Below are 16601 nucleotides of genomic sequence, written 5' to 3'. Positions count from 1 at the left end.
AAAGCATTTCTTATGTTTACATTACTTTGTGTAATTATTATACTGGCATTGATCTTTGATTACATCAATGGTTTTCACGATGCTGCAAATGCAATTGCAACTATTGTTGCAACAAAGGTTCTTACACCTTTTCAGGCTGTTGTCTGGGCAGCATTCTTTAACTTTCTGGCTTATTGGGTTTTTGGATTCGGAGTAGCCGATACCGTCGCTAAAACGGCACACACCATGGATATTAACCTTGTGGTTATTCTGGCGGGTGTAATAGCGGCTATCATTTGGAACCTTCTAACCTGGTGGCTGGGTATACCTTCAAGTTCGTCGCATACCCTTATTGGTGGTTTTGCAGGAGCTGCTATAGCCCACGCAGGGTTCAGTGTGGTTTCCTGGTACACGCCGGGCAAAGAGGGAGGAATGCCATCAGGTGTACTTATTATTGTTGCGTTCATTGTTCTCGCACCACTACTGGGCGCCCTTGCTTCGTACCTGATCTCAATATGGCTGCTTAACTCTTCAAAAAAGAGTATTAAGCCAAAAATATTCACTGTATCTCTAATGCTGCTTACGGTTTGGTTTGTAGCTACGCAGTTTATAGGTTATGACAAAATAAAGAAACCACGTTTCGAATCACATTTTTGGAGTGTTGCTTTTGAGCCTCATAACATAAAATGGCTTCTTGTAGCTTTCATAGTGTTGACAATAAGTACTTTCTGTTTGTTTTTTAGCAGGCTGTCGCACAGTAAAGCTGAGTCGTGGCTTAAGAGGATGCAGTTGCTTTCTTCTGCTGCATTCAGTCTAGGACATGGTGGTAATGACTCGCAGAAAGTAATGGGTATCATTGCTGCAGCTGTAGCTGTTTACATCCATACAAGCGGTCATGCTCAGGAAAGCCTACCTGACTGGTTGAACGTTATACTTCCTAAAGATGATGTTGAAGGGCATATGCCGGGGTGGATACCACTTGCGTGTTATTCTGCAATCGCATTAGGAACCTTAAGTGGAGGATGGAAGATCGTAAAAACGATGGGTTCTAAGATCACTAAAGTTACTTCGTTTGAAGGTGTTGCGGCTGAAACCGCCGGGGCTTTAACGCTATATTTTACTGAGCACTTAAAAATCCCGGTAAGTACAACACATACTATTACAGGATCGATTATAGGTGTAGGATTAACAAAACGTGTATCAGCAGTACGATGGGGAGTTACAGTAAGCCTTGTTTGGGCTTGGGTACTTACAATCCCGGTTTCTGCGGCACTTGCGGCATTGATCTATTACATTTTAAGCATATTCTTGTAATATAAGATTCGATAACAATCTTTAATATAATCTTAACAGGCATAGTAGGTAAATTTGTAAGTAAACAAATTCCTCTATGCCTGTTTCTTTTGTCTCTTATCGAACCCTTTTCATTGTAGTCTTACTGGTTTACAGTGTAGCTGTTGAAGCTCAGGTAGCTTCCATATTTAATAACCAAAAGCCCAAAACCATGTCCCAACGTTGGGAACTGGATACACTTACTTCTTCGGGTACTTTTGTTATTACCCCTTATAAGCCACTATATCTGCTTCCTGCCCGCTGGTCAAGCAGCCCCAACGGACAGCCGCATAGCGGTAATAACAGCCCGGCTTATGTGGTAGATGATAATGTCGACCTGAATAATCTGGAAGCAAAATTTCAGATTAGCTTTAAAGTAAAGGTTCTACAGGGTATTTTTTGGGGTACAGGTGACCTTTGGGGTGCCTATACGCAAAAATCCTATTGGCAGATCTACAACAAAAGCCTGTCCAGGCCCTTTAGGGAAACAAATTATGAGCCGGAGCTCATTCTTAATTTTGCTACTAATTTTAATGTTCTCGGAGTTACAAACCGTATGGTTGGAATAAGTTTTAACCATCAGTCTAACGGCAGGGATGTTCCACTATCAAGAAGCTGGAACAGGATAATACTACACACAGGGTTTGAAGTAGGGGATAAATGGCAGGTATACATCCGCCCGTGGTTCAGGCTGCCGGATCAGAACAATGAAGATGATAATCCGGATATTGTAGACTATATAGGCCACGGTGATGCCACAGTTATTTATGGGATGGGTAAAAATATACTCTCGCTTACAGCCAGTAGTAATCTCTCATTCGGTAACCACTTAAGAGGATATGCTGAGTTTTCCTGGTCACGGAACCTTACCGGTAATCTTAAAGGGTACTTCCAGCTGACACACGGTTATGGGGAATCTCTTATCGATTATAATAACCGCCAGACTACTGTAGGATTAGGAATTTCTTTAGTGGAGTGGATGTAGACTGCTTAATCACCATAAGGCCTAATATATTTTACCATTATTGCATTAATATGGATTGCAAAATACCAATCTGACAAATTTGTGCTATCGATTGGATGATTTATGCTATACTCTAACGATTTAGTCGGCTAATTTTGGAATATAACAAATAAACCGAAAGACTATGAGCATAGCGAAACGTCCTGATTTTAAGGACAAATATGATAATTTTATTGGGGGTAAATTCGTGCCTCCTGTTAAAGGTGAATACTTTGATAATGTATCGCCAATTGATGGTAAAGTGTTTGCCAAAGCAGCACGTTCTACCAAAGAAGATATTGAACTTGCACTCGATGCTGCCCACGAAGCTTTCAAAACCTGGAGCAAAACTTCTCCTGCTTACCGCAGCAATATTCTGAATAAGATCGCCGACGTTATGGAAGCTAATCTGGAATATCTTGCTACTGTCGAGGCTATCGATAATGGTAAGGCAATACGTGAGACCCTTGCTGCCGACTTGCCATTATGTATAGATCACTTCCGTTATTTTGCCGGTGTAATAAGAGCTGAAGAAGGCACTATTGCAGAGCATGATGAAAACACGGTTAGTATAGTGCTTCATGAACCTCTTGGTGTGGTAGGGCAGATCATTCCGTGGAACTTCCCGTTACTTATGGCTACCTGGAAAATTGCTCCTGCTATTGCTGCTGGAAACTGTACAGTGGTTAAAGCAGCAGAACAAACTCCTGTGTCTATCATTGTGTTGATGGAGCTGCTTAAAGATGTTGTTCCTGCAGGTGTTATCAATATTGTAAATGGTTTTGGAGTAGAAGCAGGGAAGCCATTGGCTACTTCGCCAAGGATATCAAAAGTATCATTTACGGGTGAAACCACGACAGGCCGTCTTATCATGCAATATGCAGCCGAGAATATCATTCCTTCTACCATGGAGCTTGGCGGAAAATCGCCTAATATCTTCTTTAAATCTGTTGGTGATGCTGATGATGCCTATTTTGATAAAGCTATTGAAGGTGCTGTAATGTTCGCCCTGAATCAGGGAGAGATTTGTACCTGTCCGTCACGTATGCTTGTGCACGAAGATATTTATGACAAATTTATCGCAAGGGTAGTAGAGCGCACCAAAGCCATTAAATTAGGTAATCCTCTAGATAAAACCGTAGCGATGGGAGCACAGGCTTCTAACGATCAGTATGAAAAAATTAAATCTTACCTGAAAATTGGCAAGGAAGAAGGTGCGGAAGTACTTACCGGAGGCGAAGTAAATCAGCTTGACGGCGAACTGGGCGGAGGTTTCTACATTCAGCCTACGATCTTTAAAGGACATAATAAAATGAGGATATTCCAGGAAGAGATATTTGGCCCTGTTGTTTGTGTCACTACTTTTAAAACTACCGAAGAGGCTATTGAAATTGCTAATGATACACTTTACGGACTTGGTGCCGGGGTATGGACACGCGATGCCCACGAACTGTACCAGGTACCACGAGCGATTAAAGCAGGTAGAGTCTGGGTAAACAATTACCATGCATACCCTGCACATGCGCCATTTGGCGGATATAAAAAATCGGGTTTTGGGCGTGAGAACCATAAAATGATGCTTGAACATTACAGGCAGACCAAAAACATGCTGATCTCTTATGATAAAAATAAATTAGGTTTTTTTTAGAAGTTAAATTGTTTGGTAAAGGGCTGCCTCAGGGCAGCCTCACTGCTGTAAATTATAATTCCAAAAAATATTTAGAATGTCAAATACAATGAAAGCGGCACGCTGGCATGCTGCAAAAGATATCAGGGTCGAACAGGCTGAGATACCTACTGCCGGAAAAAAACAAGTGAAAATAGAAGTTCAGTTTACAGGAATATGTGGTTCAGATTTACACGAATACACGCATGGGCCAATGCTTATTCCTGTAGATAAGCCTTATCCGTTAAACGGGCATCAGGGTATTACTACTCTGGGGCATGAATTTTCGGGGATAGTAAGTGAAGTGGGAGAAGGTGTTACCAATGTTAAGCCTGGTGACAGGGTAGTTGTAGAACCGTTGTTTAAGAATCCGGACAGCCCTTTTATAGCTAATGGAGAGTATAATCTGTCTGAACCATTAGGTTTTGTAGGGTTAACATCTAATGGAGGTTTTGCAAAATATACGGTTGTAGAGGATTATATGGTGCATAAAATACCCGACACCATGAGCTTTGAACAGGGAGCACTTGTAGAGCCTGCCGCGGTTGCTGTATATGCAGTACTGCAAAGCGGATTACGTTTGGGTGATTCCTGTGTGATCTTTGGTGCAGGGCCTATAGGATTGCTGTGTGTTCAGGCAGCCATAGCGGCTGGTTCGCCAAATGTTATCGTGGTAGACGTAGCCGATAAACGCCTTGAAAAAGCAAAAGAAGTAGGTGCTACCAATATTATTAATGGTAAAAGTGAAGACATAGCCGGGCAGGTAAAAAAACTAACCAATGGCGGAGCCGATGTGTTTCTTGATGCTGCCGGTGTACAGGCTACTTATGATAACGGGATAAAAAGCCTCAAGAACGGAGGGACGGCTGTTCTTGTAGCGCTTTTTGGCAAGACTGTAACGCATGATGCTTTTGATCAGGTGGTGCGCGAAATCACCATTAAGGGTATCATAGCCTACAGAAATATATTTCCTCAGGTTATTAACCTTATTGACTCTGGGCGTATGCCGGTTGAGAAGCTTGTAACCCAAAAAATTAAGCTTGATAATATTGTTACCGATGGTTTTGAGGCATTGGTTTCTAATCCGTCACAGGTAAAAATACTGGTTGATATTAATGGATAATTATAACTGCAGGGTCAATTACTTTGACCCTGCTTTTTTATTTTAGGCTATGTATAAAAGAATTGATGTTACCCCACAAGCTACTACGCTTATTGCAGAACTTAAAGAACGCTATGGAGAATTGATGTTTCACCAAAGTGGCGGCTGTTGTGATGGCTCACAACCTATGTGTTTTGAAAAAGGCGATTTTAGGTTGGGTTATAGTGATGTATGCCTTGGCGTAATTGAAGGCTGTGAATTCTGGATGAGCAAAGACCAATTTGAATACTGGAAGCATACTCACCTTACTATGAATGCCGTGGAAGGCCGGGGTGCCAGCTTTTCGCTAGAAATTCCGTTAGGGAAAAGATTCATCATAGAATCACGGCTTTTTACCGAAGAAGAAGCCAAAAACCTTGAATCACTCAAATACCTTGAGGATTAGTTATTAACTTACCTGTAATAACTGGTATTGTTTTGGTGTAATGCCTTCATACTTTTTGAAAAGCCTGATAAAATAGTTGCAATCGTCAAAACCGGCCATATAGCACACTTCGTTTATCTGTATTCCCGGATTTTTAAGCAGTTTTTTTGCCTGTTTTATCTTTTCATTCAGTATGAATTCTATCGGGCTCATCCCCAGTTCCCTCTTAAAATAGCGGTAAAAGGTGGTGGTGCTCATGCAGGCCTTTTCACTGAGTTCTTTAAGGCTTATGCCTGAGTTTATGTTTTTGCGGATGTAATCGGTGATGGTGTACATTAGACTGTCAGTATCCATTGAAGAAGGATTTTCGGTCCTTTGCGCGGTTTGCGTCTGTATGATGCGTATAAGCAGTTCTTGTAATGCCAGGTCGGCAAGGGCATCTTTGGTAATGGAATAACTCATGCACTCACGAATGAGCTTATTTATGGTTGTGGCTAATTCAGTGTTATTGTAAAAGAAATAATTCTCATGATTAAGTTTCCATAATTCATCTTCTTTAGGATAGCGTTCATTAAGAAAATCGAGGGTGTCACTTATTTTATTGTGATCTATGGCCAGTGCCAGGCATTGTGTGGGATTAGCAACTGAAGCCTCCGGGAAATCGATCTTCATTTCTACATTTCCGGGAACAATTACTGTTTCTCCGGGAAGGTATTCAAAGCTTGGGTCGTCAAACAAATGCATTATCTTTTTACCTCTCAGCATGCTTGTCACCACAAGGTCATTAAATTTTAGAGGTACAAGCAATGATTCCTGATAGGTCTCAAAGAGGTTAAGTTCGCAATTGTCCAGCGAATAAACAGTTCTGTTCTCTATCAGTGTCTTTAGTGATTTTTCTACTGTCAATGAAGGTGTTTCAAGTAGTGCCCTGCGATTGTTCATATCCTTTTACTTTAAGCAGCCTTTAAAGTAAGGATATTTAATGATTTAGCGAAATTTTTACGAGTTTAATTCCGCAACTGCTTCAATATCTGTTGCAACGCGGTATTTTAGCGGAAGCGAAACAATAAATGTGGTGCCTCTGTCTTTACCCGGGCTCATAGCATAGATGTTTCCTCTGTGAAGCTCTACAAATGATTTCGTGATGGATAAGCCTAAACCATTTGATGTTTCTTTACCGGTAGGCTTTGAGCTTAGTTTGGCAAATTTGGTAAACAGTTTCTGAATATCTTCAAAGTTTAGTCCCTGTCCTTCATCTTTTACTTCAATGTGCATGTAATTTCCGGCCTCGCGTGCAGATACACGGATCGTCGTATTCAGATAAGAGTATTTTATAGCGTTGCTTAACAGGTTATGCAGCACATCAGATATTTTAGACCTGTCACCTTCAACGATAAGGCTGTTTTCGCAGTTTAGCTCAATGATCTGCTGCTTGCGGTTTGCCAGTAACTCAAAATTATTTAGCAGCCTTGTAAACATATCTTTAATATTGATCTCTTCTATGTTGAGTACAAGGTCTTTTTCTTCAAGTTCAGACTGTGTAAGCAGATTGGCCAGTCTTTTTTGCATGATACCGACAGAGGATTTTATCATATCGGTCATGCGTCCTGCGGTGGTGACATCTTTACGAATGATGTCGTTTGCAAGATTTATGGATGCTAACGGATTTTTAATTTCGTGAAGGGCTATATTCATCAGGTTGATCTGTGATTCTATCGATTTCCTGTAACGAAGCCTGTTCTCCAATTTGTCTATTACAAGTTTGGATAATGTTTTCAGCATATCAAGCTGCAGGGGTGTTACCTCACGTGGTATGTCATCGGCTACCGAAAGTACACCTACATTAAAGCCTTCAGGGCTTTTTAAGGGCACACCGGCAAAAAAGCGTATGCCATTTTTCATTTTCACAAACGGGCTTTCAGCCAGTTCAGGGTAAGTATGGGTGTCTGTGTATAGAACAACATCGTCATTTTTTATAACCCTATCAGCCAAAGTACCTTCCCGTTGCACTTCATTAATATCAAGTGAGCTCAGGTTAGACTTTATGAATATCCTTTTCTCATCTACAAAGGTGATAAATGCATTTGGGCAATTAAAAACCTGCGAAGCCATTAAGGAGATCTTATCAAAAGTATCTTCGGAATGTGTATCCAATATTTGATAATCCCTAAGCTTTTCAAGCCTAAGTTCTTCAGTATCGGGTATGTAGTAGACAGCGTTTTTAAAGCTCATGGGTTACTTAACGAAATTTAATTAGGTTAAAAACATTGAATTATTTCGCAATGTGAAAATACGCTTAAAAACTCCTAATATCTTGTTAAAAGCTAATCTTGTAACAAAACCTGCATTATTTCATAAACCAATAGCAAATTGTAAAAGAAAACCCCTGATATTCAATCAGGGGCTTATAAGTGCAAGTTATACTTAACTTTTTTCTTCTTCTTTTTGGCCCATCATCATCAGGTAAGCTTTAAGAAATTGATCTATGTTTCCGTTCATGACACCGTCTACATCGCTGGTTTCGAATTGTGTTCTCACATCTTTAACCAGTTTGTATGGGTGCATAACGTAGTTTCGTATCTGCGAACCCCATTCGATCTTCATCTTATTCGCTTCGATCTCGTCACGGACCGCCTGGCGTTTCTTAAGCTCAATTTCATAGAGCTGAGACTTTAGGAGTTGCATGGCTTTTGTCTTATTGTCCAGCTGTGAACGGGTCTCGGAGTTCTCAATGATGATTCCGGTAGGGTGGTGGCGCAGTCGCACCGCAGTTTCTACCTTATTTACATTTTGTCCTCCCGCACCACTGGAACGCATGGTTTCCCACGAAATGTCTGACGGGCTGATGTCAATCTCGATAGTATCATCTGCTAATGGATAAACATATACCGATGCAAATGAGGTATGGCGTTTGGCATTACTGTCAAAAGGGGATATGCGCACCAGTCGGTGAACGCCGTTCTCGCCTTTCAGGTAACCAAAAGAATAGTCGCCTTCAAACTCAAGGGTTACGGTTTTAATACCGGCAACCTCACCTGCCTGAAAGTTAAGTTCTTTTATTTTGTAGCCTTCTTTTTCGCCCCACATCATGTACATACGCATAAGCATAGCTGCCCAGTCACAGCTTTCGGTACCTCCGGCGCCTGCCGTGATCTGCACTACGGCACTCAGGCTGTCGCCTTCGTCAGAAAGCATGTTCTTGAATTCAAGGTTTTCAATATGGGTTATCGTAAGGTTGTACTGGTTGTCCAGTTCTTCCTCGGTAACATCGCCTTCCTTGAAAAACTCATAGATTACCTGAAGCTCTTCGGCCATAGCATTACCTTTTTCATAGTCTTCTACCCATTTTTTCTTGGATCTCAGGTCTCTGACAATGATTTCGGCTTGTTTGGCGTTATTCCAAAAGTCCGGAGCAAAAGTCTTTTCTTCTTCGTTGGTTATTTCTATTAACTTCCTGTCGATGTCAAAGATACCTCCTCAGCGCACCAAGGCGCTCTATAATACCTTTTATTTGTTCGGTATTTGTCATAAATAATGTAGTTTTGTATTAAGCAAAAATAAGCTATCCTTTTCAATAATATGGAAATAAATTTAGTAAGTGACACGGTAACCCGTCCGGGACATGAAATGCTTCAGCAAATGTTCAGGGCAAAAGTGGGTGATGACGTTTATAAACAGGATCCTACCGTTGTACAGCTCGAAGAAACCGTGGCCGACCTTTTTGGAATGGAGGCTGCTTTGTTCTTTCCTTCGGGCACCATGGCCAATCAGACAGCAATAAAACTACATACAAATCCGGGTGACGAACTCATCTGCGATAAATGGGCACACGTATTTAATTATGAAGGCGGAGGCGTTGCCTTTAATAGTGGCGTTTCGTGCCAGCTGATAGACGGTGATCGCGGTATGATCACTGCCAATCAGGTAGCAGAAGCCATTAATCCACCTGATTTTTATCACAGCCCGCTTACGAGCCTTGTGTGTATTGAAAATACGACCAATAAAGGCGGTGGTGCCTGTTATGACCTGCAAACACTTATGGAAATAGGTGAGGTATGCAAAACCAATAATCTTAATTACCACCTCGACGGTGCCCGTTTGTGGAATGCTCTTGTAGCCAAAAAACAGCATCCAAAACAGTTTGGTTCAATCTTCGACACTATATCTGTTTGTTTATCAAAAGGGCTTGGTGCGCCTGTTGGTTCGCTGCTTATAGGTAAACAGGAACATATCAATAAAGCGATACGTATACGTAAGGTTTTTGGTGGAGGCATGCGCCAGGCAGGTTATCTTGCTGCGGCAGGATTGTATGCATTACAAAACAACGTTAGCCGACTGGAAGAAGATCACCGCAGGGCACGACAATTAGGTAATTTCCTTCAGCAGCTGCCTTGGGTAGATAAAGTAGAGCCTGTTGAAACCAATATACTTATCTTTTCGCTGAAGCCACAATACAGCGAAGCTGCCTTAATGGAAAAGCTGAAACAAAAAAGCATATTCATTAGTTCATTAGGCAAAGGAAAACTGCGTATTGTTACGCACCTTGATTATAAAGAAGTGATGCATAATTACGTAATAGAGACATTGCAGAAGCTTACATTTTAAGCTGGAAATAGAAGTTAAATATTGGAATTTATTCGATACCGGCAAACGTAAATGGCTGAGTTACTTTAAAATTAATTAGAGACTCTCCCGAATAGTTCTCATTATTTTCTAAACTCAACTTTCTTGTTTTAGCTTTTTCGCTAAAGTCAATTTTATTGAACTCTACCCATATAACATTAGGATTTAGTACATTATCAAAATAATAAACAAGGTTTTTTTGATCTGCAACGGTTCTCCATCTTGTCGAAGAAATATTGGGTTCTGTTGGCGAGGAAATTCCAAGTGGAACAGAACAATTTCGAATAACACCGAATACACTGGCGATTGCTGTTCTTGTATCATCAGTTTTGGGAATAGCATCAATATAATATGATGCCCTTGTAAATCTGTCAGCAGCCCTGTTTGTTCCTGGCAGCATAATAGTTCCGGGGATTCCCTTCCAATAGCTGTTTATTGCTAATTGTTCTTCAAAAATAGGAGAGTTTGTCATTACAACATATTTTTTATCATGATGTATGACTAATTTCCCGTTAATATATTCAAAGATCGCATTGTCGCCTGTAGGATCAGAAATAGACAGATGGACTGTGGCAAAAATATCAGTTCCCGGAATGTGAGATGAGACAACTGAGAAATTATTTTTTTCAAATGTATTAACTGCTTCTTCTACTGTAGCAAAACTGTCAAGTGTATATTGTAACCAAAGCGAAACTGATAAGAATTTCTTAGTTCCGTTTTTTTCGAATTTAGGAAACTCAGACTCAGCCAGCCACAAAAGGTTACCAACCAGACCTTTTTCATTCATTCCGTCAGAGGATGCTATATCCCACGAACTGGTTATAACACTTCCATATTTAGATTTCCATTTTATAGAACTGTTGCCTGCTTCACCATTTCTCTGCATTCCACGAGGAAAAATCCATAGGTTAGCCGGAATACTGCTTTTCCAGTCCATAGAGCGTGCTGTAATAATCGTTCCATTTAGTCCTTTGTATACAACCCTTGTGCATGCAATTGCATCTTCACTTAGAATTACACTGTATAGTAAAGCAAAAGTCAGTAAAATTGTTTTTTTTATTTTCATAACGGCTTCTATTAAATTACAATTCAATTATGCGAAATAAATTTTATACTAGATTTATATTTCCAAAATTTTTAACAAGATTGTTTTAGATGTCTATAAAGTAGTGTTTTATGTCAGACCAATATACGGATTAAAATAATAGCGGCACAATATTCAGATAGCTAATATGTCAGTTATTTATGAATTCATTAAATACCAAAAGTCGTAAAGTCAGAGGTTTTCTCAAGGCTTTACGACTTTACGACTTTTGACTTTTGACTTTAAAACTTTTAACAGATATTACTTAAACATCCCGTCAAGTCCGGGAATATTAGGCATACCATCCTGTGCTACAGCTCCAAGTTCCGCTTCGTTTACATTAGTGGCTTTTGCGATAGCTTTGTTCATAACCAATACAAGATAATCTTCAAGCTGTTCTTTATCTTCTAAAAGCGAATCGTCAACACTGACAGACTTAAGCGTTCTGTTTGCTGTCATAGTCACTTTTAGCAGTCCGTCATTGCTTTGCTCATCAATAAGCACAGTGTCAAGCCTTTTTTTAGTCTCTTCAATTTTTTGCTGGGTTTCTTTAAGTTTACCCATCATTCCCATGATATCTCCAAACATTTTTACGAATTTTATTATATGATTATATTGCAAAAGTATTAAATTGCAAAGTGATATGCTAACCAGAAAACAAATGAAAAAACACTTACTTTTAAGTTGTGTTTGTGTTATTTTTGCAGCGAATGCGCAATCTAATAAAACTAAGATGACCGAAACCATTTCTCCCCCTTTGGCCGCTGTCAAACCAAAGACTCTTGAAAAACACGGCGATGTAAGGACAGATAACTATTACTGGCTTAACGAAAGGGAAAATCCCGAAGTAATAGATTATCTCAATAAAGAGAATACCTACTATAATACCATGACCGCCGGTCAGAAACAGTTCCAGAAAGACCTGTTCGAAGAAATGAAGGGCCGTATCAAAGAAGACGATTCATCGGTACCTTACTTTTACAATGGCTACTACTATATAACCCGTTACGAAAAAGGAAAAGATTATCCAATTTACACCCGTAAAAAGGGCAGTCTTGACGCTAAAGAAGAACTATTGTTTGACTGTAACGAAATGGCAAAAGGGCATTCGTACTTTCAGCTTGGCGGACTTAATATCAGTGAAGATAATAAATGGGCTGCGTTTGGCGTAGATACTGTTTCTAGAAGGCAATATACCATCCAGGTAAAGAATCTTGTCACCAATGAGATACTTCCTTTCAAAATTGAGAATACTACTGGCGGCTCTACATGGGCTGGTGATAATAAAACGCTTTTTTATACAAGAAAAGATCCTACCACACTTCGTTCGGATAAGATATATAAGCACAAGCTTAATGGCGATGTAAAAGATGATGCTCTTATCTATCACGAAAAGGATGATACCTACAGTACATTCATTTACAAAGAAAAATCGAAGAAATACCTGGTAATTGGCTCAAGCAGCACGCTTACCAGTGAATTCCGCATATTGGATGCCAAAAAGCCTGATGGCGAATTTGAAATTTTCCAGAAAAGGACACGCGAACTGGAGTACAGCATTTCGCATTACGGAAACAACTGGTATATCGTTACCAATAAAGACAAGGCTACCAACTTTAAGCTGATGGTTACGCCGGAAGGCAAAACAGGAAAAGACAACTGGAAAGACCTTATCGCACACCGTAAAGACGTGCTTCTTGAAGATATAGACATCTTTAAAAACTACCTTGTGGTCTCAGAGCGTAACGATGGTCTCAACAAGATACGCATTCGCCCATGGGATGGAAAAGGGGAGTATTACCTGCCATTTGAAAGCGAAACGTACACTGCAGGAACCTCTACCAATCCTGATTTTGATACCGAAATACTTCGTTATAGCTACCAGTCGATGGCTGTACCATCATCGGTGATCGATTTCAACATGAAGACCAAAGAGAAAACCATCCTTAAGGAACAGGAAGTTCTTGGTGGTAAATTCGATAAAAACAATTATACCGAAGAAAGGGTATGGGCTACTGCTCAGGATGAGACCAAAGTGCCAATCTCTATCGTGTACCGTAAAGGCATAAAGAAAGATGGCAATAATCCGTTCCTGCTGTATGCGTATGGCTCATACGGGGCATCTATGGATGCTTATTTCTCATCGATAAGGCTTAGCCTTCTTGATCGTGGTTTTATCTTTGGTATCGCACACATCAGGGGTGGTGAAGATTTGGGCCGTGAATGGTATGATAATGGAAAACTGCTTAAAAAGAAAAATACATTTACTGATTTCGTTGACTGTTCCAAGTATGTTATCGAGCAGAAATATACCACTCCCCAGCATTTATATGCCGAAGGAGGATCTGCCGGAGGTTTGCTTATGGGCGCCATCATTAATATGGCTCCGGAGCTGTATCATGGCGTTATTGCACAAGTGCCTTTTGTAGATGTTGTGACAACAATGCTGGATGACAGTATTCCGCTGACGACGGGAGAATATGACGAATGGGGTAACCCAAATGAGAAAGAGTACTACAATTATATGAAATCGTACTCGCCATATGACAATATTACTGCCCAAAATTACCCAAATATGCTCGTAACAACAGGTCTTCATGACTCTCAGGTGCAATACTGGGAACCTGCCAAATGGGTAGCAAAATTAAGGGTTACCAAGACCGGTAACAACCTTTTGTATCTGGATACCAACATGGAAGCAGGGCACGGCGGAGCATCGGGAAGATTCGAGGCTATAAAGGAAGTTGCCAAAGAATACAGTTTTTTATTAGATTTAGAAGGAATTAAAAAGTAATTAAATTTTTTTTGTTAGATTTGCAAGGTTTTGAGGTCAATAAACTTTGTAGCAGTTTACCTTACTAACTTATTTTTTATGAAAGAAGAGATAAAAGCCTATAATAATGTGTTGGAGCTAATTGGGAACACACCACTGATTAAACTCAACAAAGTTACTGAAGGATTACAAGGAAATTTTTACGCCAAAGTAGAAGCTTTTAATCCGGGCCATTCCACAAAAGACAGGATTGCATTATATATAATCGAAGAAGCAGAGAAAAAAGGTATCCTGAAACCGGGAGATACTATCATCGAAACTACATCGGGTAATACAGGCTTTAGCCTGGCAATGGTAAGCATTATAAAAGGATATGATTGTGTTCTTGCAGTAAGTTCTAAATCTTCAAAGGATAAAATAGACATGCTTCGTGCAATGGGAGCTAAAGTATATGTTTGCCCTGCAAACGTATCGGCAGATGACCCACGCTCTTATTATAATGTAGCAAAAAGGCTTCATGAAGAGATCAAGGGTTCGGTTTACATTAACCAATACTTCAACGATCTTAACGTAGATGCTCACTATAAAACTACCGGTCCTGAAATCTGGGAACAGACTAAAGGACAGATAACGCATCTTATTGCGTGCAGCGGTACAGGAGGTACTATATCCGGTGCGGCACGTTTCCTTAAAGAAAAAAATCCAAACATCAGGATATTAGGCGTAGATGCTTTTGGTTCGGTACTTAAAAAATACCACGAAACAAAAGAGTTTGACAGCGATGAGATCTATCCATACAGGATAGAAGGTCTTGGTAAAAACCTGATCCCAACCGCTACTGATTTTGATGTTATCGATAAATTCATAAAAGTATCAGACGAAGATAGTGCCCATACTGCAAGGTATATTGCCAAAAGCGAAGGATTGTTTGTAGGATACACGAGTGGAGCGACTTTCCAGGCTGCAAAACAATATGCTGAAGCAGGAGAGTTTGACGAGAACAGTAACATCGTTCTTATTTTCCCTGACCACGGATCGCGTTACATGAGTAAAGTGTTCAGCGACGAATGGATGAACGAACAGGGATTCTTTGACAGTATCAACGCTGAAGAAGCTCAAAAGATAGAATTCATTAAATAATCGAATGATTATAGCGATATATAAACTCCCCGCAATGCGGGGAGTTTTTTGTTTTTATATATTTGGGTATGAAGAAAGCAATTTTATCTTTTTTAACAGTAATGTTTTTATTGTACTGTTATGGGCACTTTTTTACAAAAGGAATGATTACCGGTATCTACGTATATTATCCTGATTATCCTTCTCTTGAAGCTCCTACCAAAGTTGATACGCTTGTACTTAATAACGACAATACTTTTAAAAGTGGTTACTATGGTTCAGGAACCTATAAGATTGAACAAGGATTTGGCGGAACTTGTTTTGATATGACTTATAAGTATGAATTGGGACTTGCCAGCTTTGGGTCTTATTTCAACAGGTCTTTCTTTGTTGGTACTCCCAGAATTGCAGTAAATGAAGATTTGGGTCTTTATTACGAAAAAGTAGATTGATATCAAAAAAGCCCCGAAACTGCAATTCCGGGGCCAGTCTTTTCAAACTAACTCAAACTTATGTGAAACTGTAAAATTACCGCCAGTTCAGATCCTATACAATACCCATAAATAGGTATTTTAAAACAAAAGCCCTTCCGCATTCGCGGAAGGGCTTTACCCAAAATTACAACCCCTAAACCAATCATTCCCAACTGAAGGTTCCATTGCCCATGTACTTCAGGTCGGTTTGTTTTGGCTCACCGGCAAAGGCAATATTTCCTGTACCAATGATCCTGCCTGTTATGGCAAGGGTGCTGTTTACTTTTGCATCTCCTGACCCCGAAATAGATGCACTTACTTGTTTTGCCTCAAGACCCGATGCTTCGATTGTTCCGGAACCTGAGATCCTGCAGCTAAAATTTTCGGTTATACCGTTTAAATTTATCGTACCCGAACCCAATATCCATGCCGTGGCTTCGGTAGTATCTACAGGAATAGTGATACTGCCGGGGCCATCCAGGGTTACTTTAAGTTTCATGTTTTTAATAGTAGTCTTTGACGTAATTGAACCACATCCGTTAAGTGAAATACTGTCAAGCAGCTGTACCGGGACTTTTATCTTAATTTTATTGGTGCGGCTGGGTTTCACATTTACGTTATTCTCTGTAGTTATGGTAAGTGTTCCGTTTACGACTTTGGTATTTATGATGGCGAGGATATTCTCATCGCCTTCGAGGCTGACTTTTCCGGTTTCGCCGGATGTCAGGCATACTTCAAATGATCCTGTTACTGATACTTTCGTAAAGTCGCTTACATCGCGTTTCTCTTTAACGATGTTTCCGTTTCCTGCCAGGGTAGTTGTAGATTCTTGTGCGGTTAGCGTGAAGGCAAAGAAGAGCCCTGCGACAATTAATGCTGCTTTTTTCATGGTGGTTCGTTTTTTGATTTCCTACAGTCGTGGAAATGGTTGATGATGATTGATTTTTCCTGCCCGGCGGCAGGGGTAATAACTGTTATTATACCTGTGATGAGCAGGCAGCCTGATGAGGGCAATTGTTTTTT

Annotated in this window: 15 protein-coding genes; 9 read left to right on the top strand and 6 right to left on the bottom strand. The window is 40.2% G+C overall.

Annotated elements, in window-relative coordinates; translation table 11 throughout:
• Positions 1-12: 12 nt before the first annotated feature.
• The 5 genes from ACX0HA_RS03025 (at position 13) to ACX0HA_RS03005 (ending at position 5527) form a co-directional block, all read left to right on the top strand.
• Positions 13-1293 (top strand): inorganic phosphate transporter, encoded by a 1281-nt coding sequence (locus ACX0HA_RS03025; protein WP_458843797.1) that lies wholly within the window; start codon positions 13-15, stop codon positions 1291-1293.
• Positions 1294-1483: 190 nt separating this feature from the next.
• Positions 1484-2296 carry a phospholipase A gene (locus ACX0HA_RS03020; RefSeq protein WP_458843796.1) on the top strand — a complete coding sequence of 271 codons (813 nt, stop codon included), beginning with the start codon at positions 1484-1486 and terminating at the stop codon, positions 2294-2296.
• Positions 2297-2459: 163 nt separating this feature from the next.
• A complete protein-coding gene (locus tag ACX0HA_RS03015; RefSeq protein WP_458843795.1) occupies positions 2460-3962 on the top strand; it encodes an aldehyde dehydrogenase family protein in 1503 nt (500 codons plus the stop codon).
• 76 nt (positions 3963-4038) lie between these two features.
• On the top strand, positions 4039-5103 hold the full coding sequence (locus ACX0HA_RS03010; RefSeq protein ID WP_458843794.1) for a 2,3-butanediol dehydrogenase: 1065 nt from the start codon (positions 4039-4041) through the stop codon (positions 5101-5103).
• Between the two features lie 49 nt (positions 5104-5152).
• On the top strand, positions 5153-5527 hold the full coding sequence (locus ACX0HA_RS03005) for a DUF779 domain-containing protein (protein WP_458843793.1): 375 nt from the start codon (positions 5153-5155) through the stop codon (positions 5525-5527).
• 3 nt (positions 5528-5530) lie between these two features.
• Here ACX0HA_RS03005 and ACX0HA_RS03000 read toward each other — a convergent pair whose 3' ends face one another.
• The 3 genes from ACX0HA_RS03000 to prfB form a co-directional block, all read right to left on the bottom strand.
• Positions 5531-6448: an AraC family transcriptional regulator gene (locus tag ACX0HA_RS03000; protein ID WP_458843792.1), complete on the bottom strand. Its 918-nt coding sequence runs from the start codon at positions 6446-6448 to the stop codon at positions 5531-5533.
• Between the two features lie 57 nt (positions 6449-6505).
• A complete protein-coding gene (locus ACX0HA_RS02995; RefSeq protein WP_458843791.1) occupies positions 6506-7738 on the bottom strand; it encodes a GAF domain-containing sensor histidine kinase in 1233 nt (410 codons plus the stop codon).
• A gap of 192 nt (positions 7739-7930) precedes the next feature.
• Positions 7931-9035, bottom strand: a protein-coding gene (gene prfB / locus ACX0HA_RS02990) for a peptide chain release factor 2 (RefSeq protein WP_458843790.1) whose coding sequence is annotated in 2 segments (ribosomal slippage) — positions 7931-8971 and positions 8973-9035 — 1104 coding nt in all. Because the reading frame shifts where the segments join, the coding sequence is not laid out codon by codon here.
• A 50-nt stretch (positions 9036-9085) separates the two neighbouring features.
• On the opposite strand from prfB, the gene ACX0HA_RS02985 reads away from it, so the two are divergent.
• Positions 9086-10111, top strand: coding sequence for a threonine aldolase family protein (locus ACX0HA_RS02985; RefSeq protein ID WP_458843789.1), 1026 nt, complete (start codon positions 9086-9088; stop codon positions 10109-10111).
• A gap of 28 nt (positions 10112-10139) precedes the next feature.
• Here the strand turns inward: ACX0HA_RS02985 and ACX0HA_RS02980 are convergent, their stop codons facing one another.
• On the bottom strand, positions 10140-11195 hold the full coding sequence (locus tag ACX0HA_RS02980; RefSeq protein WP_458843788.1) for a linear amide C-N hydrolase: 1056 nt from the start codon (positions 11193-11195) through the stop codon (positions 10140-10142).
• 279 nt (positions 11196-11474) lie between these two features.
• Positions 11475-11801: a YbaB/EbfC family nucleoid-associated protein gene (locus tag ACX0HA_RS02975; protein WP_458843787.1), complete on the bottom strand. Its 327-nt coding sequence runs from the start codon at positions 11799-11801 to the stop codon at positions 11475-11477.
• Positions 11802-11874: 73 nt separating this feature from the next.
• Between ACX0HA_RS02975 and ACX0HA_RS02970 the strand changes: the two genes are divergently transcribed.
• The 3 genes from ACX0HA_RS02970 (at position 11875) to ACX0HA_RS02960 (ending at position 15557) form a co-directional block, all read left to right on the top strand.
• Positions 11875-14007, top strand: a complete 2133-nt coding sequence (locus ACX0HA_RS02970; protein ID WP_458843786.1) for a S9 family peptidase — start codon at positions 11875-11877, stop codon at positions 14005-14007.
• 78 nt (positions 14008-14085) lie between these two features.
• Complete coding sequence (locus tag ACX0HA_RS02965) at positions 14086-15126, top strand: PLP-dependent cysteine synthase family protein (RefSeq protein ID WP_458843785.1); 1041 nt, start codon at positions 14086-14088, stop codon at positions 15124-15126.
• Positions 15127-15194: 68 nt separating this feature from the next.
• On the top strand, positions 15195-15557 hold the full coding sequence (locus ACX0HA_RS02960; protein WP_458843784.1) for a hypothetical protein: 363 nt from the start codon (positions 15195-15197) through the stop codon (positions 15555-15557).
• A 184-nt stretch (positions 15558-15741) separates the two neighbouring features.
• Here ACX0HA_RS02960 and ACX0HA_RS02955 read toward each other — a convergent pair whose 3' ends face one another.
• Entirely contained in the window at positions 15742-16467 is a 726-nt protein-coding gene (locus ACX0HA_RS02955; protein ID WP_458843783.1) for a head GIN domain-containing protein, read from the bottom strand.
• Between the last annotated feature and the right edge of the window lie 134 nt (positions 16468-16601).

This window comes from Flavobacterium hauense (assembly GCF_054457175.1).
The sequence above is the reverse complement of the archived record's forward strand: the minus strand, read 5'-3'. Positions and strand labels throughout refer to the sequence as shown.